The organism is Sporosarcina sp. P16b (genome assembly GCF_002743065.1).
In the GTDB taxonomy this organism is placed as follows: Bacteria; Bacillota; Bacilli; order Bacillales_A; family Planococcaceae; genus Sporosarcina.
In genome coordinates this window covers 417738-438881 of the sequence record NZ_PDYO01000001.1, presented here as the reverse complement: position 1 = coordinate 438881, position 21144 = coordinate 417738, and the positions used below count along the sequence as shown (strand labels likewise).

Sequence of the window (21144 nt, the reverse complement as noted above, 5' to 3'; positions counted from 1 at the left end):
GTTATTTATATTGGCTGTCGATATACTTTGCTTTGTTTTTCAAATGGTCTTCATATGTTTTAGCAAAATGATTCACGCCATTTTTATCTGCCAAGAAGAACAAGTAGCCAGTCTTGGAAGGATCTACAGTTGCCTGGAGTGAAGCAGTTCCGGCATTTGAAATGGGCCCTGGCGGTAATCCTTTATTTTTGTACGTATTATAGACATTATCCACTTTCAAATCTTCATTCATGACGCGAGCTTTATGTTCTCCTAACGCATATAAAACCGTCGGATCTGTTTGCAGCGGCATACCTTGTTCAATACGATTATTGAAGACACTCGCAATGGCTTCACGATCTGATTGTCCCGTTGCTTCTTTTTCTAGCAAGGAGGCAAATGTTAGCATTTTATGAACAGAACGATTTTTGCCTTCCTCCGCCCAATACGCTTTATACGGTATGACGTTTTGCACAGTGGCATCCACCATCGTATCAACCACTTCTTTGACAGTAGGCTTTTCCTCGTAGAACGGATACGTAGCTGGGAATAAATAACCTTCCAGTGCATAGCGTATATTCTCATTAAGAATTTCTTTTGTTATAACATCTGGATACTTGGCCATATATTCTTGAATGACTTGTTCATTCGTCACATACTCCATAAACTGCTCTTTGGTAATTGTCGTCTTTTTGCTTGTTCTTTCTGCAATTTGATCAATCGTTAATCCCTCTGGAATCGTTAATGTAAATACTGGTGTGCGATAGACTACACCTGTTTTCAGACTCTTAATCAATTCATCTGGCGTCATGGACTGTGTTAATCCATACGTGCCAGCCTGGAAATCTGCTTCGTTGTTTACTTTTGCATAGTATTTGAATACCCGAGCATTTTTAATGATACCCGACTCTTCCAGTTTTTCTGAAATTACATCCAAACCTGAACCGATCGGAATTTCTACTTCTACGATCTTTTCCGAATCCGGATCAACAGGCTCCAAGGCACTTTTTATGTATGTATAGACTGAAAATCCTCCAACTATCCCTACAACCAATACGACTGCCACAATCCAAAGCACTATTTTTCTGACGGTTCTCACTTCTTCCTTCTGTTCTAACATACGTTCAAACATGACTTCCTTTTTTCTTTGGGGCTCTTTTCCCACAAGCCTCACCTCTTCTTTCGCAATAGATAATTCCATTAAAAAGACGGAACGGTCAGCACCATTCCGCCCGTCACATGAGATTATCGCTTACTCTTCTTCATCAAGGAATGTGTTCAATACTTCTTCGATCATATCCCATTCTTCATCGGATTCGATTTCAAGTAGTGCTCCGCCATCTTCTCCCTCTTCAGTCGGGATAAATGCGGATGCATGAATTTCCACTTCCTCGTCATCATCTGTCTCTTCGCCATCCAAAATGTGGTAAAGCACATACGATCTTTCATATTCTTTTGAATCAAATGTTAAAATTACTTCACATACGTGCTCTTCGCCGTTCTCATCTACGATTGTCATTGTTTCTTGTCCGTGTTCCATTGTTTAATCACCTCTAGTTTTTTTGTGAATCCAAATAACCTTGTAAAATCATGACAGCTGCCATTTTATCAATGACCGATTTACGCTTTTTACGGCTGACATCCGCTTCAATCAAAACGCGTTCAGCAGCCATGGTAGTTAATCGTTCATCCCACAAAATGACAGGCAAACCGAACTTCTCGCGTAACTTCTCAGCGTACTGTTCAGATGCTTCTCCACGGGGGCCTATTGTATTATTCATATTCTTAGGGTACCCGACGACAAACTCCGTCACTTCGTATTCTTCTGTCAATTGTTTGACTCGTTTCATCCCGAGGGAACCTACCGCTTCATCAATTTTGATGGTTTCGATTCCTTGGGCTGTCCAACCGAGACTATCGCTTATCGCAATGCCAACGGTTTTTGAGCCAACGTCCAATCCCATAGTTCTCATTCTGCTTTACCTCTGTTTTCTCGGATATAGAACTTAACCAATTCCTCTAGAATTTCGTCTCGTTCCAGTTTCCTTATCAAACTACGAGCGTCTTCGTGGCGCGGAATATAGGCTGGATCTCCAGATAGTAAATAGCCAACCATCTGGTTAATTGGATTATACCCTTTTTCTTCTAATGATTTGTAAACGTGGAGCATGACTGTTTTGACTTCTTCCTCCATCGATTCTTCAGGAAAGTTAAACTTCATCGTTTCATCGGACGAATTCATACTCGACACCCCGCTTTCCGATTTCCATTTATGTGTATAACGATCTACCGTCATAATATATATAGTAAATAGATTTGTGGATTAACCACCGTTCGTATTCATTCCAGTTCAATCATCGGGGTAGACACTTTAGCCACCCCAATGAAATGTAACTAGTAACATGTATCTATATTTTATGATGAATCGCTCTTCAAAATGGTTAAACAGATTTTACATAATCATACACGGATTGAAGCGCATCATCAAGTTTTGACGCATCTTTCGCCCCTGCCATTGCCATATCCGGACGCCCGCCACCTTTTCCGCCACAAAGTGACGCAACATGGTTGACGATTTTACCTGCGTGGTAGTTTCCGCCTTTTAAATCATCCGTAACACCAGCCGCTAGCATCACTTTCCCGTCCGTAACTGTACCCAGTACAATGACGCCTTTGGAAGTTTTTTGTTTCATTTCATCGATCAATTGACGTAAACCGTTATTGTCTTTTACTTCTACATTTGCAGAAATGACAGTGACGTCTTCGATCTGCTGAGCTGTTTCCATAATACTAGCCAATTGACTGTTGCCCATTTTCGCTTGCAATGATTCATTTTCCCGTTGAAGTTCTTTAAAGTCAGCGAGAATCGATTCGACTTTTGTGACAACTGTTTTCGGGGTAGCTTTTGCCGTCGCTGCTACTTGATCGATGACAGCTTGATCTTCTTTAAATGAACGGAATGCTTGTCCACCCGTGAAGGCTTCAATACGGCGTGTGCCCGCTCCAATGCCGCTTTCAGAAACGATTTTGAATACGTTGATGTCAGATGTGTTGACAACGTGACATCCTCCACACAGCTCGACAGAGTAATCACCGACTTTGACCACGCGAACGATATCGCCGTATTTTTCACCGAACAATGCCATTGCACCCATTTCTTTTGCTTCTGCAATTGGTGAAATGATGGTATTGACGGGAATACCTGCCCAAACTTGTTCATTAACCTGGAATTCAATGCGCTCAAGTTCTTCTTTCGTGACTTGTCCAAAATGAGAGAAGTCAAAGCGAAGACGATCTGGACCAACATATGAACCTGCTTGATTGACATGTTCACCTAGAACATCTTTCAATGCGCGGTGCAATAAGTGTGTAGCCGTGTGATTTTTGACCGTCAGATTGCGTGAGAACTCGTCCACTTTTGTGTGAACTGATACACCTTCATTCAATTCACCTGAACTGATGAAGACTGTGTGCAAGTTCTGTCCATTAGGCGCTTTTTTTACGTCGCGAACTTCCGCTGTGAATGATTCGTTTGAGATTGTACCTTTATCAGCTACTTGACCGCCACTTTCTGCATAAAACGGAGTCCGATCCAAAATGATTTGTACCGTTTCCCCTTCAGATGCATGTGTGATGCGTTGACCATCTTGAACCAGAACACTAACGATCGCAGTGGTTTCTAGTTGACCATAGCCAATGAATTCACTTGCTTCATGCACTTCACCGAGAACACCCGATTGAATATGCATGGAGTCTGATGTAGCACGCGCAGCACGTGCACGGTTTCGTTGTGCAGCCATTTCTTCGTCAAATCCGATACGGTCGACTGCTACATCTTCCTCAAGGGCAAATTCCTCCGTTAATTCAAACGGGAAACCATATGTGTCATAAAGCTTGAACGCATCACTGCCTGAGACGATTGGCAAACCTGAAGCTTTGGCCTTCTCAATGATCGTCGATAGGATCGCCATACCGTCATGCAATGTTTCGTGGAAACGGTCTTCTTCGTTTTTTACGACTTTCATAATGAACGCTTGTTTATCGTGGACTTCAGGATAGAAGTCTTTCATGATATCCCCAACAATTGGCACCAGCATGTACATAAATGGCTTATCAATACCTAATTGTTTCGCGAAACGAACGGCTCTTCGTAATAGACGACGCAGTACATAGCCACGGCCTTCATTGGAAGGAAGTGCTCCGTCCCCAATAGCGAATGCTACAGTGCGGATATGATCTGAAATTACCTTAAACGCCGTGTCTGCTTGCGTAGTTTGGCCGTATTTTCTGCCTGATACATTTTCTACAGCTTCAATGATTGGTAAAAACAAGTCCGTATCGAAGTTTGTAGGCACGTCCTGGATCACAGATGCCATGCGCTCAAGACCCATTCCTGTATCGATGTTTTTCTTTGGAAGCGGTGTGTATGTGTTATCAGGATTATGATTGAACTCAGAGAATACTAAGTTCCAAATTTCCAAATAACGTTCGTTTTCTCCACCTGGATACAATTCAGGATCGGAGAAGTCGTCACCGTAACTTGGTCCGCGATCGTAGAAGATTTCGGAGTTTGGACCACTTGGGCCTTCACCGATATCCCAAAAGTTTCCTTCAAGACGAATGATACGCTCGACTGGAATACCAATCTGATCTTTCCAAATGGTGTACGCTTCTTCATCTTCCGGATGAATAGTAATGGACAGGCGTTCTGGATCAAAGCCGATCCATTGTTCATTTGTCAGAAAGTCCCACGCACGAATAATTGCTTCTTCTTTGAAATAATCACCAATAGAAAAGTTGCCAAGCATTTCAAAGAACGTATGATGACGCGCTGTATAGCCGACATTTTCAATATCGTTTGTGCGGATTGATTTTTGTGCATTCGCAATTCGCGGGTTTTCGGGAATCACTCGTCCATCAAAATATTTCTTCAATGTAGCGACTCCACTGTTGATCCATAATAGTGATGCATCATCAACTGGCACTAATGCAGCTGATGGTTCTACAGTATGCCCATGCTCTTTAAAATAGTCTAAAAACATTTGGCGAATTTCAGATGCCGTAAGTTTTCTCATCGTTTTGCTCCTCCTAAAATTAAAAAAACTCCACCCCTTGTATAAAGGGGCGAAGGTTTCATTGATCGCGGTACCACCCTAATTACCGCATGACGCGGTATCTCGAGTTGCCTTAACGCGGCAAGACGGCAGGGATTAGCCTGCAACTTCGGAATAGCGTTCGCTGTAAATCTGAGAGAGCTTTTTCAGCCAAGAAGCTCTTTTCTATGACACAGAATAAACAGGTACTTGTTCCTTCAACGTTTTTGATTATTTCTAAACGAATTATAGGAAAGTTCTCTCGCTTTGTCAATCAGTCACTTCAAGAAAGTCAAATGGCGACACATTGTTCATGCCAATGAGCGGGTCGATGCCAGTAAAATTGTCCATTGTTAGCTTTGCTCGCGATGAATCTTGCGGTTCAACTGTCACTTTCGCAGGTGTTGCATCGAGTGCAATGGTTTCCTCGCGAGGTGTTGTCTGATTTTCTTGTGTTTCACCCGTAATACGTTCTTTTAGCGTGGTCTGCCGTTCCGTTTCGTCAGTACGTGCAATACCCGCTTTAAATTCTTCCGCTTCACCGCACAGTATTAAGAAGTTCTTTGCGCGCGTAATCCCTGTGTATAGTAAATTACGTCGCAACATTTTCCGCTGACTTCTCACGATCGGCATGACAACAATCGGAAATTCACTTCCTTGGGATTTATGGATAGAACAACAATACGCAAGTGTCAGCTGATTCAAATCACTTCGCTCGTACTGCACTTCATTGCCGTCATAGGAGACCACCATGATCGCTTTCTTGTCAGTAGTTTCTTTCGCTAACATGATCGCAACGACTTCGCCCATATCTCCGTTAAAGACATTACTTTCCGGTTGGTTGACAAGTTGCAGCACTTTATCTCCGACGCGATAGGTCGTTTCACCGAAAACCATTTCTTTTCTTCCTTCTGCAGGCGGATTCGTGACTTCTTGGATCATTTTATTCAAACCATCTATGCCTGCAGGACCTTTATACATCGGTGCCAGTACTTGGATGTCTTTAATAGAATGTCCTTTTGATGTTGCATTTTGGACAATTTGTTTGACTGCAGGCAAAATTTGATCACTTGAAGCTTTGATAAATGAACGGTCCGATGTCTTCTTTGTGACGTCCATCGTCCATTCCTTTTGCTTGATCATATGCGCCATTTCAATGATAGTCGAGCCTTCACTTTGTCGAAAAATATCCGTCAGTTCAACAACTGGAATTTTTCCTGACTGCATGAAATCACGCAACACTTGTCCAGGTCCAACGGAAGGCAGTTGATCCTGGTCTCCAACGAATAATAACTGTGCATCGTTGCGGACAGCTTTTAACAGCTGATGCATGAGCCAAGTATCTACCATGGATGTTTCATCAATGATGATAAGATTGCCATCCACTTCGCGTTCTGTCTCTTCTTCGTCGTCTTGACCCGTAAATCCGAGGAGACGATGGATCGTCATGGCAGGTAATCCCGTCGATTCGGACATGCGTTTCGCAGCGCGTCCAGTAGGTGCTGCCAAAATGATCGGAAACGGTTCTTTTTTTCGAGCATACTCGTCGAGGTCGAGTGAGACGCCATGCAGTTCTGCATACGCCTCAACCAATCCTCTAATTACCGTTGTCTTCCCTGTCCCTGGTCCCCCCGTTAACACGAGCAGTGAAGAATGAAGGGCGCGCTCGATGGCTTCGACTTGCGTTTCGGCATATTGCACTTCCAAGCGTTCTTCAATTTCACCTATAGCTTTTCTAATTTCTGAAGCAGGAAATTGTTCAGCTACTTCATTTTCAAGAATTTTATTTACTTTAGCAGCGATACCGATTTCTGAAAAATAAAGAGAAGGTAAGTAGAGACGTTGCATTTCAGCAGACAATGCGCCTTCTTCGACGAGTTCAATCACTGCTTGGGTAATCGATTCGTAGGAAATTATATGCGCCTGACTCGATTCAAGCAACTGCTTCGCTTGTGGTAAGATCACCTCAGACTCTACGTAGACATGTCCTGCTGACTGTACTTCACTATGTACGCTGTAATAAACTGCTGCCTTAATACGCGCAGGATGATCCCCGACGAGCCCTAGTTGTTTCGCTAGATCGTCTGCACGTTGGAAACCGATTCCTTCGATTTCCTGAATTAAACGGTATGGATTTTCTGTCAGAATCGTGATGGCATCATCTTGATACGCTTGATAGATCCGCATGGCCACTTGTGGACCGAAGCCCCATTCATTCAGTTGCACCATCGTCCGTTCAAGACCTAGATTCTCCTGCAACACGGAAACGAGCGTATCTTTCCGCTCGTCACTTAAACGCGGGATTTGGTCAAGTACGCTACGGTCTTCAAGAACTTTCTGAATGACGTTATTACCAAGTGTCTTGACAATATCACTAGCTGTTTTCTTCCCAATTCCAGGAAATAAATCACCCGAAAGATAATGGATCAAACCCGCCTCTGTTGCAGGTAACTCTTTCGAGAACGTCTGCACATCGAACTGCTGTCCATGTACCGGATGGGTAACAAGTCGACCCGTAAATTTATACTCTTCTTCCGCAACTAAAGGAGGGAATGACCCTTTGATCACTATTTCACTGTCGCGGTAGTCGGTATTGGTAGATGTGACTTTCAACTTGACGATGGAAAATAGATTCGTCGTATTATGAAAAATTGTCACGACCGGCCTACCGATTATATATTGTCCGTTTTCACTCATCGCTAGGTCTCCCTCCTTTTCACCTACTGTATTACTCGCCCTGTTCCCCAAGCTTGATCATATCGAATAAATAACGCGCCTGGGTATGGTCAGGTTCTGCAGTGAAGGCTTGCTCTAAGTGTGATAGTGCACTTGTTTTGTCTTCTGTTGAAACGGCATATAAAACGCCCAAATTATAATGGCTATCCGCATGATCAGGAGCCACTGCCAAAATGGATTCGAATACGGGCTTAGCTTCTTTAAATAATTCGAGCTTAGCTAGTAAAATCCCATACGACAATGCCACTTCCTGATCGTCAGGATTTAATTCAACGGCACGTTGCAAATAAGGCAATGCTAAGCGGTCATTACCTGTTTGTTCTATACTTTTACCGAGCATGAAATAGGCATCGGCAGAATTCAATCCTGTATTGATGGCTTTTTCATATAATTTTGCTGCTTCTTCAAAGCGCTCTTGATTGTAATACAGATTCGCCAGTCCATAAAAAGCGGTTCCTGCATTTTCATCAAGCGTCAACGCTTTTTGGAAAAATGGTTCCGCCTGCTCAGCGTCTCCAAGCGATGCAAAAATGTTTCCAATATTGATATAGCCTGTAGGCTCTTCCGGATTTTCTTCTACTGCTTTCATGAAAAGCTCAATCGCTTTTTCATAATTGCCTTCTTGCATTTCTTTAATCGCATCTTGATGTATCGACATGCTGTTGCCTCCTTATCCGACGTACGTCAGTTTCTTGCCATCTTTATATACTTCATTAATTGTCCCGCCACCTAGGCACTCATCACCGTCATACAACACGACAGCTTGTCCTGGCGTGACTGCGCGAACTGGTTCATCGAAAGTGACGATCGCTTCATCACCAACTAACTGCACAGTAACTTTCGTATCCGGCTGACGATAACGGAATTTAGCTGTACACGTGAATGTCTCCGGTAATTCTTTCGGTGTACAAATATTCATATCCGTTGCTTGTAAACTAGTTGAGAATAATGTGTCGTGATAGAAGCCTTGTTCAACTAGCAACACATTGCGTTCCAAGTCTTTACCAACCGCAAACCAAGGTTCTCCAGCTCCACCAATACCTAGACCGTGACGCTGTCCAATTGTGTGATACATGAGTCCGTCATGCGTGCCCATCTTCACTCCCGCCATTGTCTGCATCTCGCCTGGACGTGCAGGTAAGTACTCCCCAAGAAACTCCTTGAAATTGCGTTCACCAATGAAGCAAATGCCAGTTGAATCTTTTTTCTTCGCAGTTGCGAGACCTGCTTGTTCTGCGATTTCACGGACTTCACTTTTCTCCATATGACCTAGAGGAAATAGTACTTGCTGAAGTTGTTCTTGTGTTAATTGATTTAAGAAGTAGGTTTGATCTTTATTATTGTCTACACCACGGAGCATCGCTACACCGTTTTCGCGTTCTACGACTTGTGCATAATGTCCAGTCGCCAAATAATCGGCACCTAGACTTTTTGCGTGTTCGAGGAATGCTTTGAATTTAATTTCTTTATTACACATTACATCTGGATTTGGTGTGCGGCCTTTTTTATATTCATCAAGAAAATACGTGAATACTTTATCCCAATATTGTTTTTCAAAATTAACAGAGTAATACGGAATGCCGATCTGATCACAGACACTGCGTACATCTTCGAAATCTTCTGTCGCGGTACAATGTCCCGATTCGTCCGTGTCATCCCAGTTTTTCATGAAGATTCCAATCACTTCATAACCTTGTTGTTTTAAGAGTAATGCCGCAACCGAAGAGTCCACTCCGCCTGACATTCCAATGACTACGCGTGTATCGGCAGGTGCTTTTTTCGTTGTCATATTGTTCATCCTTTACTTAATTCATTTCACTAGTCGTTTGACTACACTTGCGATTCGATTTGCTGCTTCTTCTATAATGGCCTCATCCAAGTCATAGCCGAAACTAATGCGGATTGAGTTCCTAGCTTTATCTGATTCTGTACCAAACATAGCTGTTACGACATGTGACGGTTCAAATGACCCTGCAGTACAAGCGGAACCGCTTGATACAGCTATGCCTTCTAAATCCAAGCTCATCAAAAATGTCTCCACATCAGTGCCTGGAAACGATACATGATAAATATGCGGTAAAGATGCTACTGCGTGGGGAATGGTCGGTCGGAAATCGATTTGGTGTTTCTCAAAGACTTCCGCCATTTTTTGTTTAAACGTAGAATAGTTTTCTTGTTTAACTAGTTTTGATTGCTCGGCAATGGATACCGCCTCTGCAAATGCAACTGCGGCTGGTACATTTTCTGTACCTGCGCGGCGTTTCTTCTCTTGTGAACCTCCGAGTACTTGACTCGACAGCACCTTGCCATTTCGCTGATAAAGAAAGCCTATGCCTTTGGGTCCGTTCAGTTTATGTGCTGAAACTGACAATAAATCGACTCGCAACTCTTCAACATCGAGTTGGCACGTACCGTAAGCTTGCACCGCATCTGTGTGGAATACGGACTGATGTGTCGAGAGTAGCTGACCGATCTCCGCAATTGGCTGGATCGTTCCCACTTCATTGTTTCCGTACATAATAGAGACTAAAATGGTTTCTTCTGTTAACGCGTGCTGAACTTGCTCTGCCGTAATGACCCCATTGCGGTCAGGTGATAGATAAGTCACGTTATAGCCTTGTGACTCCAGTTGTTTACACGGGTTTAACACCGCATGATGTTCGATTTCCGTTGTGATAATATGTTTGCCTTCTGTTTTCACCGACTGTACGTACCCAAAAATCGCTAAGTTATCCGCTTCTGTTCCTCCAGAAGTAAGAATGATTTCATTGGGTGACGCATTGATCGAGGATGCTAACGTTTTGCGAGCATCTTCCAGCACTTTCTTCGCGTGACGACCGAATTGATGTGTACTTGAAGGATTACCATACGTATCTTGCAACGCAGTCGTGAATCGCTCCAATACGACTGGATGCATCGGTGTCGTTGCAGCATAATCTAAATATATAGCTGGTTTCATAGCTAAACTCCTTTAAATATAGAACATGTATTCGTCGATAGTGGACGTATCTTCAAATTCAATTAAATCCTTGATCGTCGTATGATCTAATACCCCTCGGATTGCATCTCCAATTCGTTTCCATAGTTCGCGTTGCGGAATATCATCGTCATCCAATCCTTCGACTAATTGGATCGGTCCTTCAAGCAAACGGATGATGTCACCTGCCATAATTTCAGAAGGATCTTTGGCGAGTTTATAGCCGCCGTATGCCCCGCGGACACTCTTCACCATTCCGCTGTTGCGTAAAGGCGGGATGAGTTGTTCCAAATATGCTTCGGAGAGATTTTGCTCTTCTGCGATTTTACGCAAAGGCACGGGACCTTCTCCATATTTTCGTCCTAATTCTACTATTACTGTAAGCCCGTATCGGCCTTTAGTGGATATTTTCATTGGGCATCGTCCTTTACTAAAATTGCTGAAATCAGTATAGCATAATTGTATCATTGGTTCTTGCAAATGACTTCACTAATGTTTTACAGTATAATGAAAGAACAAACGTACGCTAGGAGGATATACATGCATAATGAACCTTTGGCTTTTCGTATGCGGCCCGAGACGATTGATGAAGTGATCGGACAAGACCACGTCATCGGCAACCATACTCCCTTATATCGGATGATCAAGAACGGGCATGTCCCGTCTCTTTTATTATATGGTGAACCAGGCATTGGAAAAACGTCTCTAGCCTACGCGATCGCGGGTACGTCGAAACTACCTTTCATTGCGTTGAATGCGACAGTGGCAGGCAAAAAAGATGTAGAAGATGTAGTGAAAGAAGCACGAATGACAGGTAAAGTATTGCTATTCTTAGATGAAATTCATCGTTTCAATAAATTGCAACAAGATACATTGCTTCCTCACGTAGAAAGCGGTTCGATTGTCTTGATCGGCGCGACAACGGAAAATCCATTCCACGATGTCAATCCCGCTATTCGTTCACGTTGTGGTGAAATCGTTCAATTGAAGCGATTGCAACCAACAGACTTACTCAAACTACTTGAGCGTACGTTAACAGACGAGAAAAGAGGACTTGGTAAGGAAACGATTGACATCACGACAGAACAACTAGAGAAAATCTCAGAAGGTGTGAATGGTGATGCGCGAAAAGCGTTAACTTTCCTAGAATCATTACTGGCTGCGAGTGATGAAGAGGATGGCAAAATTATTATTGAAGATGCATTACTTGATCAATTATTAACTAGGATTAGTTTACTAGGCGACAAAAAGGGCTCACATCATTTTAATTTATTATCCGCTTTGCAAAAAAGTGTACGCGGCAGCGATGTCGATGCGGCGCTTTATTATTTGGCCCAATTACTTGAAATTGGGGATCTAACTGCCGTTACAAGACGCATGCTCGTCATGAGTTATGAAGATATCGGATTGGCAGCGCCGGATGTAGGGAGCCGAGTTCTTGCGGCTACAGACGCCGCACAGCGTCTCGGCATGCCAGAAGCCCGTATTCCACTTGCCACGGCAATTATAGAAATGTGTTTAGCATCTAAATCAAACTCCGCTTATAAAGCGATCGATGCCGCTACAAAAACCTTACATGAAAAACCAACAGGTGAAATCCCCATGCATTTACGTGACACACACTACAGCGGATCAGCTGCACTCGGTCATGGAGGCTACGTTTACCCACATGCAACGCCAGTAGGGACATTTGGCGGTTGGACAGACCAACAATATATGCCTGACAGCTTAGTAAACTCCAAGTTCTACACACCTGTAGAAGCTGGTGAAGAAACTAGAATGGCTGCCATTCACAAACGGCTTCAGTCATTCAAAGGTAAAAAGAATCCACGTTAAAGATTTAGCTAGATATAGCAAAAAATCCACACCAACCCTCAGTAGGTCAGTGTGGATTTTTCTATTACTTGAACATCTCCGCATCTTTCGGTGTGGAAATCGCATCGATATCATTAAAATAACTATACTTTGCATCGAGTTTCTGCTTATATCGAATATAATCCCGGCCGAAATAACTTGTGACATTCGCTGACATTTTCATGCCCGTCACAAACATTGTTTTTTCATTTACCGTTAGCTCTACATCCAGTTTCTCCACTACAGGGAATCCGCCATGCGTATGGACAAACTTTTCTGGTTGCGGACTATTCACTGATACCACTTCCATCAACTGTCGATAATCAGCTGGGGATAGTGAAAACTGCAATGCATAGCCATAATCAATCTTTTCTATTTCCGCATCATGCAAGAAAGGTTTTAACAGCGAAAAGTCCATTACAGGCGAAACAAACGGCACCCACACACCAAGCAATTCCGTGCGTTGCTTTTCTGTTAGCTCTTGCCATTCACTTTTTTCTGTTTCAACTGTCTCTTGCATAGCTAATTCATCACCTTGGCGAAATAGTTGAATGTTTTTCGCGCCTTGTTTTGGAATTTTCCAGACGACTTCCTCTGAAATTTTCAATGGATTCTGTTCAATATCCGCCTGAACTTGTACATTTTTACTTGTCCGTTTTGCAGGATCGGATGTAACGCTACTTTCGTCGTACGCGATATTGGCATGGACAGATTCCAATTCATTCATCGCTTGTTCCGCTTTTTCCAATAAATTTTCCGCACTTGACGGAGCGGAAGACGTTTTTCCGCAACCTGTCACTGTAAATAACATCACTGCCAGGAATAGAACGATCAAACTTTTGTTCATCAGGAAACTCCCCTTCAATCAAAACTATTAACAGTGTACTTCACAGCACCGCAGTTGTCACGGAACATTCCACCTTATTTGTGAAGGAAATTAGTCTACCGGCACAACCCAGTTAAATGGATCTTCTACTTTTCCTGTCTGGATGCCAGTAATCGTCTCATAAAGTTTTAATGAAAGCTCACCGATTTCATTCTGATTGATCTCGCATTTTTCGCCTTCAAAGAACAGTTCGCCTATCGGGGAAATGACAGCGGCCGTTCCTGTACCAAATGCCTCTTCCAACGTGCCTGCGCGATTGGCTTCCATAATTTCCTCGATGGACACTTTACGTTCTGTTACGGGAATATCCCAAGCTATCAATAACTCAATAACGGATTTGCGCGTGATGCCTTCTAAAATACTACCATTGAGGCTTGGCGTGATAATCTCTCCATTGATTTTGAAGAATACATTCATCGCACCTACTTCTTCAATATAGCGATGTTCTTTTGCATCAAGCCATAGAACTTGCGAATACCCTTCTGCTTCCGCAACTTCTTGAGCTTTCATCGCCCCAGCATAGTTACCGGCTGTTTTCGCAGAGCCTGTACCACCTACTGCGGCACGGACATACTCTGATTCAACTGCAATTTTGACAGGATTCACTCCTTCTTTATAATACGGACCTACCGGCGATAAAATGATCATTAGGCGGTACGTTTTAGAAGGGGCTACACCTAAATAAGGTTGTGTAGCGAAAATGAAAGGACGCACGTAAAGTGATGTCCCTGCTCTATCGGGAATCCAATCTTTTTCAAGAGAAATCAATTCCTTTAGTGCACTTAATACGAATTTCTCATCGAACATCGGCATGCATAATCTATCACTAGAACGGTTCAGCCGTTTCATATTTTCCTCCGGACGGAACAAGACTACTTCTTTGTCTTCATTTAAATAAGCTTTCAAACCTTCGAAAACAGTTTGTCCATAATGCAACACGATAGCGGCTGGATCCAAAAGAAATGGCTTATACGGCTCAATACGTGGATCATGCCATCCCGTTCCATCCGTATAGTCCATCACAAACATGTGATCAGTGAAAATTGTTCCGAAAGCAAGTGGATCATCCGTTGCCGGCTTGTCTTTTGGTGCGGAAGTTTCAAAATGTAAAATATGTTTTTCATTTGCCATACATAAACCCTCCTACATATTATCTGATTTGTCCGGCTCCCCGAATAACAAATTTTGAAGAAGTCAATGCCTCTAATCCCATTGGACCTCTTGCGTGAAGCTTTTGTGTACTGATACCTATTTCTGCACCATATCCGAATTCAAAGCCATCCGTAAAGCGAGTGGAAGCATTAACGTAAACAGCTGCCGCATCGACGCTATTCAAAAATTGCTCAGCATGTGCATCCGTCTGTGTAATAATACTTTCCGAATGCTTCGTGCTGTATGTTGCAATATGATCGAGTGCTTGCTGTACATTTTCCACGCTTTTTACGCGTAATGTCAAGTCCAGGTATTCACTTGACCAATCATTTTCTTCAACCGCAGCGATATTCGAATCAAACGCCTGAAGTTTCTCGTCACCTTGCAGTTGAACATCATAGTCTTGTAATGCGCGGATCAAGTTCTTTCCATATTTTACCAACCAGTTGGAATCGATTAGCACGGTTTCGATCGCGTTACACACCGACGGACGCTGTGTTTTGGCATTGACTACTATATTGATCGCCATTTTCTCATCTGCGGATTCATCAATAAATACATGACAGTTCCCCGCCCCTGTTTCAATCACCGGTACTGTAGATTCACGGATAACAGTCTGGATCAACTTCGCACCGCCACGTGGAATCAAAACATCTAAATAGTCGTTGAGTGTGAACAATTCTTTTGCTGTTTCTCGACTCGTGTCTTCAATTAATTGAACAGAATCGACGGGTAATGAACTTTTTTCGAGGCCGCGTTGAATAACACGCCATAGGGCCAAATTAGAATATTTTGCGGACGAGCTACCACGCAACACGACCGCATTCCCTGTTTTCAATGCCAACGATGCAGCATCTATCGTAACATTCGGACGTGCTTCATAAATCATGGCGATGACACCAATGGGCACGCGCTTCTTGACAATATGTAATCCGTTCTCCTTATGGATTTCCTCTAGCGTTTCTCCAATTGGATCTTGTAAATCAATCAGTAGACGAACACCTTCCGCCATAGCTTCAATGCGTTCAGGCATCAATAAAATACGATCGAGAACAGCTGCGTCAATTCCTTTTTCGCGACCTTCTTCAATATCTTTTTTATTCTCAACGAGCAATTGATCCTGTTCTTTCATTAATTGATCAGCAATTAACTGCAATGCATCGTTTTTCTCTTCTGTCGTTGCTACGTTTAGCACAATACTTGCTTCTTTTGCCGCCTTGCCTTTATCTCTAATCTCACTCATACTATTTTCTCTCCTTTGATTATACTTGTACCCAGCGGTCCCGGTGAATGACTTCTAGCATCGGTTTGGATTCTTCCAGTTTATCCTTATCGGATATCGTTTGCTTTAATTGCTCAGACGAATAAGTGACTTCACCTTTACCGATCAAACCATCTAAACCAAACACTTCCACCACTTCTCCAATACCAAAATCCCCCTGTACTTTAAAGACACCTGCTGGTAATAAACTGCGTCCGTTATGCACAATGGCTTCTTCAGCCCCTTTATCCACGTACAGACGTCCAGTCGATTCGGAATGAAGGGCAATCCACTGGCGGTTCGTATTGATCGTATTAGCAACAGGACTGGAAATATATGTACCGTCTCCATGACCTTTTAAAATATCCAGCAATTTTGACGGACCGCGTCCTGTTCCGATGAACACCGGAACTGCCAACGTGTGTGCGGTTTTTGCAGCTAGTATCTTCGAACGCATGCCCCCTGTACCGACTTTTGAGCCAACATCATCAGCGCCGCCCAGTAATTCATCTGTAATTTCATCCAACTTAGTCAACCGTACAGCGTTTGGATCTGTTCGTGGATTACTTGTGTAGATTCCGTTAACATCGGTTAAGATTATTAATTGATCCGCGTGTAGAAAACCACTGACCAATGCGGATAGCATATCATTATCACCGAATGTTAACTCGTCAATAGATACTGTATCATTTTCGTTAATGATCGGCATAATGCCACGGTCAAGTAATTCAGACATCGCTGCAAATACGTTGCGGTATCGATCGCGATCGGCAAAGTCATGACGCGTCAATAAGATCTGTGCTGGAATGACTTGATGTGCGCTAAACCTTTCGATATAGGACTGTATCAATAAGCTCTGCCCTACTGCTGCTGCGGCTTGTTTACCTTTTATGGTATGTGGACGGGTAGGATAACCGAGACGGGCAAAGCCTGCCGCCACCGCTCCTGAAGAGACGACAATGACTTCATGCCCGACGTTTTTTAGCATCGCCAAGGCATCGACATGGTCATTGAATTTTACCTGATCGATTTCTCCATTATCATTCGTTAACGAGCTGCTACCGATTTTCACAACTATTCGTTGTCTTTTCATATGAATTCGCCTTCCATTTCTCCAAATCATCTATATTTATAAACTAAAAAAGCCCAATCGTCCCGATATAATCAGGACGAAAGGACGTAACTTCCGCGGTGCCACCATCATTGGACTCGTCTTCACGAATCCCACTTTCCTTTTAACGCCAAGGTCCGCGCCTGTTTTTTACAGGACTCAAAAGGCAGGTTCGACAAGGCATTGCGACGGAAACTTCCAGCCGATGGATTCCGCTCTCTAACACATGCTATTTATCTACTGGTCCTTCTTCAACATTCACTATCATTTTCCCAATCATACAATATTCAGAGTAATTGTCAAGCGCTGCTACGTTAGTTTCGTTGCAACATACGGTTAAGCGCATCAATCGCTTCAGCGGAAGTCACTGCATCCACTTTGATGATATTTTGCTCTGCGCCTTCCATGATACTTTCCAAACTCCATAGTAAATGGGGTAAATCGATACGGTTCATTGTCAAACAAGGACACATTAAAGGGTTTAAGGAAATGATATCTTGCTCAGGATGATTTTCCGTCAGGCGGTTGACCAAATTCATTTCTGTGCCAATCGCCCATTTCGTACCAGGAGCGGCGGCTTCAATTTGATCAATAATATACTTCGTAGAACCAGCGTCATCAGACTTCATCACGACTTCATGTGAACATTCCGGGTGAACGATGATACGCCGTTCAGGATCATTTTCACGTAACTGACGAATGTTTTCTACCGTGAAGTTCTCGTGAACCGAGCAATGCCCTTTCCATAATATCACTTGACACTCTTCGTTTTGTCCATCGTATTCGAGAGTATCCGTAATGGGATTCCATACAGCCATATGATCAAGAGGCACACCGAGTCCATACGCTGTATTGCGTCCTAAATGCTGATCAGGTAAGAATAAAATTCGTTTTTTCTGAGTAAATGCCCATTGAACGATTTCTTTCGCATTTGACGAAGTCACTGTCGCGCCACCATTACGGCCGACGAACGCTTTAATTGCTGCCGTTGAATTGACGTATGTCAATGGCAGAATCGTATCACCAAAACGCGCTTGCAAGTCCTTCCATGCGCGTTCCGTTTGGAAAATGTCCGCCATATCAGCCATCGAACAACCGGCACGCATATCAGGCAAATAGACTTTTTGATTTTCCGTTGTTAGAATGTCCGCCGTTTCCGCCATGAAGTGCACACCGCAAAACACAATATGTTCCGCTTTTTCATTCGCTGCGCAAATTTGTGCTAATTGCAAAGAATCTCCCGTAGCATCCGCAAATTGAATGACTTCATTTTTCTGGTAGTGGTGGCCAGGAATAAATAATTTGTTTCCCAATGTTTGTTTAATGGCCCGAATTTTTTCTTCCATTTCACTCACCGTATACTGTTTATATTGTTCAGGCAACATAGCGTTTGCCTGTTCTTTTAGAAGTTCCATCATCGACATATTCTTCCATCCTCCTGCGTTGTAAGTTGTATAGTTGCACTAATGTCAGCTGCAATTACGGAATGTGTCAGTGCGCCAACCGATATGTAATCAATTCCCGTCTCACCATACGAAGCGATGGTGTCTTCTGTAATCATGCCGGAAGCTTCGGTTATGATATCCGGGGGGACTAATGGCAACCAGTCCGTAATTTGTTGTGGCGTTCGGTTATCAAACATAATAATATCCACGTTTGCCTCTATAGCTTCTTGGAGTTGCGCTAGTGATTCAATTTCTACTTCTATTTTCACCGTATGACCTAATCGTGTTCTCAGTAGTTGCACGGCATTCGTAATAGAACCTGCATATGCCAAGTGATTATCTTTTAGCATCACCGCGTCATATAAACCGTTGCGGTGATTAAATCCACCGCCTGTACGAACTGCATATTTATCTAGCATGCGGAGTCCGGGTGCTGTCTTGCGTGTATCACAAACTCTTGTATTCGTTCCCGACAATAAAGCGGTTAGGTCAGCAGTTTTCGTTGCAATCGCAGTCATTCGCTGGATACAATTCAGTATCACTCGTTCCGCGGTCAATAGACTTCTAACAGGCCCTTTTACAGTCGCAAGTATTTGCTTGTCCGTTATTCTTTCACCATCTTCTACGAGACACGTGACTTCTATAGAAGGATTCATTACTTGAAAACCTGTCGTGATGACATCTACTCCGCAAAATACTCCCGAAGTTTTAGAGATGATTTGCATTTCACCTATCGCATCTGCAGGAAATAATGAATTAGCCGAAAGATCACCATCTCCCACGTCTTCTATGAAAAACTGTTCAAGCATTGAGACCAATTTGATTCTATTCATCTGTATTCCTACGACCCTTCTCTAAACGTAGTGTCTTTACATCTATCTTTACATATATACAGTTGTATGACAAGATGAATATATTAATTTTTGCAGGAGGTCATTCATTTGCATTACTTTGATTACGCTGCTACGACGCCTCTCCGTGAGGAAGCTGCCTCAGTCTATATATCAGTCTCTCAACAACAGTTTGGCAACACGACGAGCCTGCACGACGCAGGAGGGGCAGCGCAAAACATCTTGACCCATAGCAGACAACACCTATCTGCACTTCTCGGTGTACGTCCTGAAGGGATATACTTCACTTCGAGCGGTACGGAAAGTAACACGCTCGCACTACTATCTTTAGCTGAGTCTGCAAAGAAAAAAGGACAGCATATTATTCTTTCTGCCGCGGAACACCCTTCTTTGCATTCAGCTGCTGCGTACCTTGAAGGGCAAGGCTTCCATATCACCATGATCCCTTTTACAACGAAAGGTATCATCGATTTACAAGCACTTGAAAATGCCATTACTGAACAAACGACTGTTGTATCTGTGCAACACTGCAATCCGGAAATCGGTACCATTCAACCGATCCAATCTATATCTGAATTAGTAAAACCTAAAGGGATTTATTTGCATAGTGACTGTGTACAATCATTCGGTAAATTATCTGTGCGTGATATCTCTCCATATGTAGACAGCTTGTCCATATCAAGCCATAAAGTGCATGGTCCAAAAGGGGTTGGCGCAGTCTATATCGATCCAAGTATACGTGCAGTTCCGCTATTTCCAGGTGCTACACAAGAGAAAGGATTCAGAGGTGGAACGGTGAATGTACCAGGAATTGCTGCATTCGTTACGGCAGCTGAGTTGGCAAATCCCAATGAAGTAAAGTACGCTACATTACGCACTCTCTTTATGGATATACTTTCCACCCGGCAAGATTTATTCACTTTCTATGGCAGTCTAAAGACATTTGAACAACTTCCGCAAATTATTGGTCTATGCGCCAAACATTCAGAAGGACAGCTCATTATGTTAGAATTAAATAGAAGAGGATTTGCGGTGTCAACAGGCAGTGCGTGCCAGGTCGGTCAGCAACAGTCATCTATGACGATGAGCGCGATGAATATACCCGCTCACTCGGCGAAAGGATTCATTCGGATTTCATTTGGCGAGACATCAACGAGTGAAAACGTCACTCAACTGGCAAACGCGTTACTTGAAGTCGCGGTATTACCACATACAGCACAAACCCCAATAGATATTTTATAGATAGAAGGTGAGAAATTTGCGAACAAAAGCAAAAGTGGCAGGAGAACAGCGTCGAAATTTGATTCTCCAAACGTTAAAAGAAGCTAATCATCCCGTTACGGGTGCAGAACTAGGTGACTTAACAAAAGTTAGCAGACAAGTAATCGTCAGCGATATTAATTTATTGAAAGCAAAAGACGAACCCATCATGGCGACAAATCAAGGATACTTATACACGCAGTCAACTAAAAAAGTAAAAGACATGGAGAAAATCATCGTCTGTAAACATTCTCCTGAACAAACTGAGGAAGAATTGCATATTTTAGTGGACCACGGCGTAACCGTAAGAGATGTCCGAGTTGAACATCCTGTGTATGGCGATGTGCGCGCATCGATCATGGTATCGAACCGGCAAGAAGTCAAGACGTTCATCGAACAGATCCAGCAAGCACAAGCGCCTTATCTATTGAATTTGGATGATAGCGGGATTCATTTACACGCTATTTCCGCTCCACGAATAGAACAGCTACGCGATGCAGAAGAAGCATTAAAAAAAGCGGGATTCCTAATAGAATAGG

19 protein-coding genes and 1 other annotated feature are annotated in these 21144 nt (G+C 43.1%); of the genes, 3 read left to right on the top strand and 16 right to left on the bottom strand.

Translation table 11 applies throughout. The features are described from left to right. Position 1: 1 nt before the first annotated feature. The 10 genes from mltG to cymR all read right to left on the bottom strand — a co-directional run bounded on the left by mltG (position 2) and on the right by cymR (position 11199). A complete protein-coding gene (gene mltG, locus CSV77_RS02175; protein WP_099672113.1) occupies positions 2-1180 on the bottom strand; it encodes an endolytic transglycosylase MltG in 1179 nt (392 codons plus the stop codon). A gap of 51 nt (positions 1181-1231) precedes the next feature. After that, positions 1232-1519: a DUF1292 domain-containing protein gene (locus CSV77_RS02170; protein ID WP_099672112.1), complete on the bottom strand. Its 288-nt coding sequence runs from the start codon at positions 1517-1519 to the stop codon at positions 1232-1234. 13 nt (positions 1520-1532) lie between these two features. Then, positions 1533-1952 (bottom strand): Holliday junction resolvase RuvX, encoded by a 420-nt coding sequence (ruvX, locus tag CSV77_RS02165; protein ID WP_099672111.1) that lies wholly within the window; start codon positions 1950-1952, stop codon positions 1533-1535. Next, the gene (locus CSV77_RS02160) at positions 1949-2221 is read right to left on the bottom strand and encodes an IreB family regulatory phosphoprotein (protein WP_099631625.1); all 273 of its coding nucleotides are present in this window, start codon (positions 2219-2221) and stop codon (positions 1949-1951) included. The genes ruvX and CSV77_RS02160 overlap by 4 nt, the downstream gene beginning before the upstream one ends. A gap of 199 nt (positions 2222-2420) precedes the next feature. Then, a complete protein-coding gene (alaS, locus tag CSV77_RS02155) occupies positions 2421-5054 on the bottom strand; it encodes an alanine--tRNA ligase (RefSeq protein ID WP_099672110.1) in 2634 nt (877 codons plus the stop codon). A gap of 42 nt (positions 5055-5096) precedes the next feature. Continuing rightward, positions 5097-5303 (bottom strand) — a binding site (T-box leader). Between the two features lie 39 nt (positions 5304-5342). Continuing rightward, positions 5343-7769 (bottom strand): SF1B family DNA helicase RecD2, encoded by a 2427-nt coding sequence (gene recD2 / locus CSV77_RS02150; RefSeq protein ID WP_099672109.1) that lies wholly within the window; start codon positions 7767-7769, stop codon positions 5343-5345. A 31-nt stretch (positions 7770-7800) separates the two neighbouring features. Then, complete coding sequence (locus CSV77_RS02145; RefSeq protein WP_099672108.1) at positions 7801-8466, bottom strand: tetratricopeptide repeat protein; 666 nt, start codon at positions 8464-8466, stop codon at positions 7801-7803. 12 nt (positions 8467-8478) lie between these two features. Then, positions 8479-9597: a tRNA 2-thiouridine(34) synthase MnmA gene (gene mnmA, locus CSV77_RS02140; protein WP_099631621.1), complete on the bottom strand. Its 1119-nt coding sequence runs from the start codon at positions 9595-9597 to the stop codon at positions 8479-8481. A gap of 21 nt (positions 9598-9618) precedes the next feature. Beyond that, positions 9619-10767, bottom strand: a complete 1149-nt coding sequence (locus CSV77_RS02135) for a cysteine desulfurase family protein (RefSeq protein WP_099672107.1) — start codon at positions 10765-10767, stop codon at positions 9619-9621. A gap of 12 nt (positions 10768-10779) precedes the next feature. After that, positions 10780-11199 carry a cysteine metabolism transcriptional regulator CymR gene (gene cymR / locus CSV77_RS02130; protein ID WP_099636064.1) on the bottom strand — a complete coding sequence of 140 codons (420 nt, stop codon included), beginning with the start codon at positions 11197-11199 and terminating at the stop codon, positions 10780-10782. A 126-nt stretch (positions 11200-11325) separates the two neighbouring features. Here cymR and CSV77_RS02125 point away from each other — a divergent pair, with 126 nt between their 5' ends. Next, positions 11326-12621 carry a replication-associated recombination protein A gene (locus tag CSV77_RS02125; protein WP_099672106.1) on the top strand — a complete coding sequence of 432 codons (1296 nt, stop codon included), beginning with the start codon at positions 11326-11328 and terminating at the stop codon, positions 12619-12621. Between the two features lie 64 nt (positions 12622-12685). Here CSV77_RS02125 and CSV77_RS02120 read toward each other — a convergent pair whose 3' ends face one another. The 6 genes from CSV77_RS02120 to nadC form a co-directional block, all read right to left on the bottom strand. Next, positions 12686-13486: a DUF6612 family protein gene (locus CSV77_RS02120; protein WP_099672105.1), complete on the bottom strand. Its 801-nt coding sequence runs from the start codon at positions 13484-13486 to the stop codon at positions 12686-12688. A gap of 90 nt (positions 13487-13576) precedes the next feature. Beyond that, positions 13577-14656, bottom strand: a complete 1080-nt coding sequence (locus CSV77_RS02115; RefSeq protein ID WP_099672104.1) for a branched-chain amino acid aminotransferase — start codon at positions 14654-14656, stop codon at positions 13577-13579. Between the two features lie 19 nt (positions 14657-14675). Then, positions 14676-15920, bottom strand: a complete 1245-nt coding sequence (locus tag CSV77_RS02110) for a glutamate-5-semialdehyde dehydrogenase (protein WP_099672103.1) — start codon at positions 15918-15920, stop codon at positions 14676-14678. Positions 15921-15939: 19 nt separating this feature from the next. Further along, positions 15940-17031 carry a glutamate 5-kinase gene (gene proB, locus CSV77_RS02105; protein WP_099672102.1) on the bottom strand — a complete coding sequence of 364 codons (1092 nt, stop codon included), beginning with the start codon at positions 17029-17031 and terminating at the stop codon, positions 15940-15942. Positions 17032-17363: 332 nt separating this feature from the next. After that, positions 17364-18473 carry a quinolinate synthase NadA gene (gene nadA / locus CSV77_RS02100; RefSeq protein ID WP_099672101.1) on the bottom strand — a complete coding sequence of 370 codons (1110 nt, stop codon included), beginning with the start codon at positions 18471-18473 and terminating at the stop codon, positions 17364-17366. Then, positions 18464-19327: a carboxylating nicotinate-nucleotide diphosphorylase gene (gene nadC, locus CSV77_RS02095; protein WP_099672100.1), complete on the bottom strand. Its 864-nt coding sequence runs from the start codon at positions 19325-19327 to the stop codon at positions 18464-18466. The genes nadA and nadC overlap by 10 nt, the downstream gene beginning before the upstream one ends. Before the next feature lie 108 nt (positions 19328-19435). Between nadC and CSV77_RS02090 the strand changes: the two genes are divergently transcribed. Together CSV77_RS02090 and CSV77_RS02085 are read left to right on the top strand one after the other, a co-directional pair. Further along, positions 19436-20587 carry an IscS subfamily cysteine desulfurase gene (locus CSV77_RS02090; protein WP_099672099.1) on the top strand — a complete coding sequence of 384 codons (1152 nt, stop codon included), beginning with the start codon at positions 19436-19438 and terminating at the stop codon, positions 20585-20587. Positions 20588-20603: 16 nt separating this feature from the next. Continuing rightward, positions 20604-21143, top strand: coding sequence for a transcription repressor NadR (locus tag CSV77_RS02085; protein WP_099631610.1), 540 nt, complete (start codon positions 20604-20606; stop codon positions 21141-21143). Position 21144 lies beyond the last annotated feature (1 nt).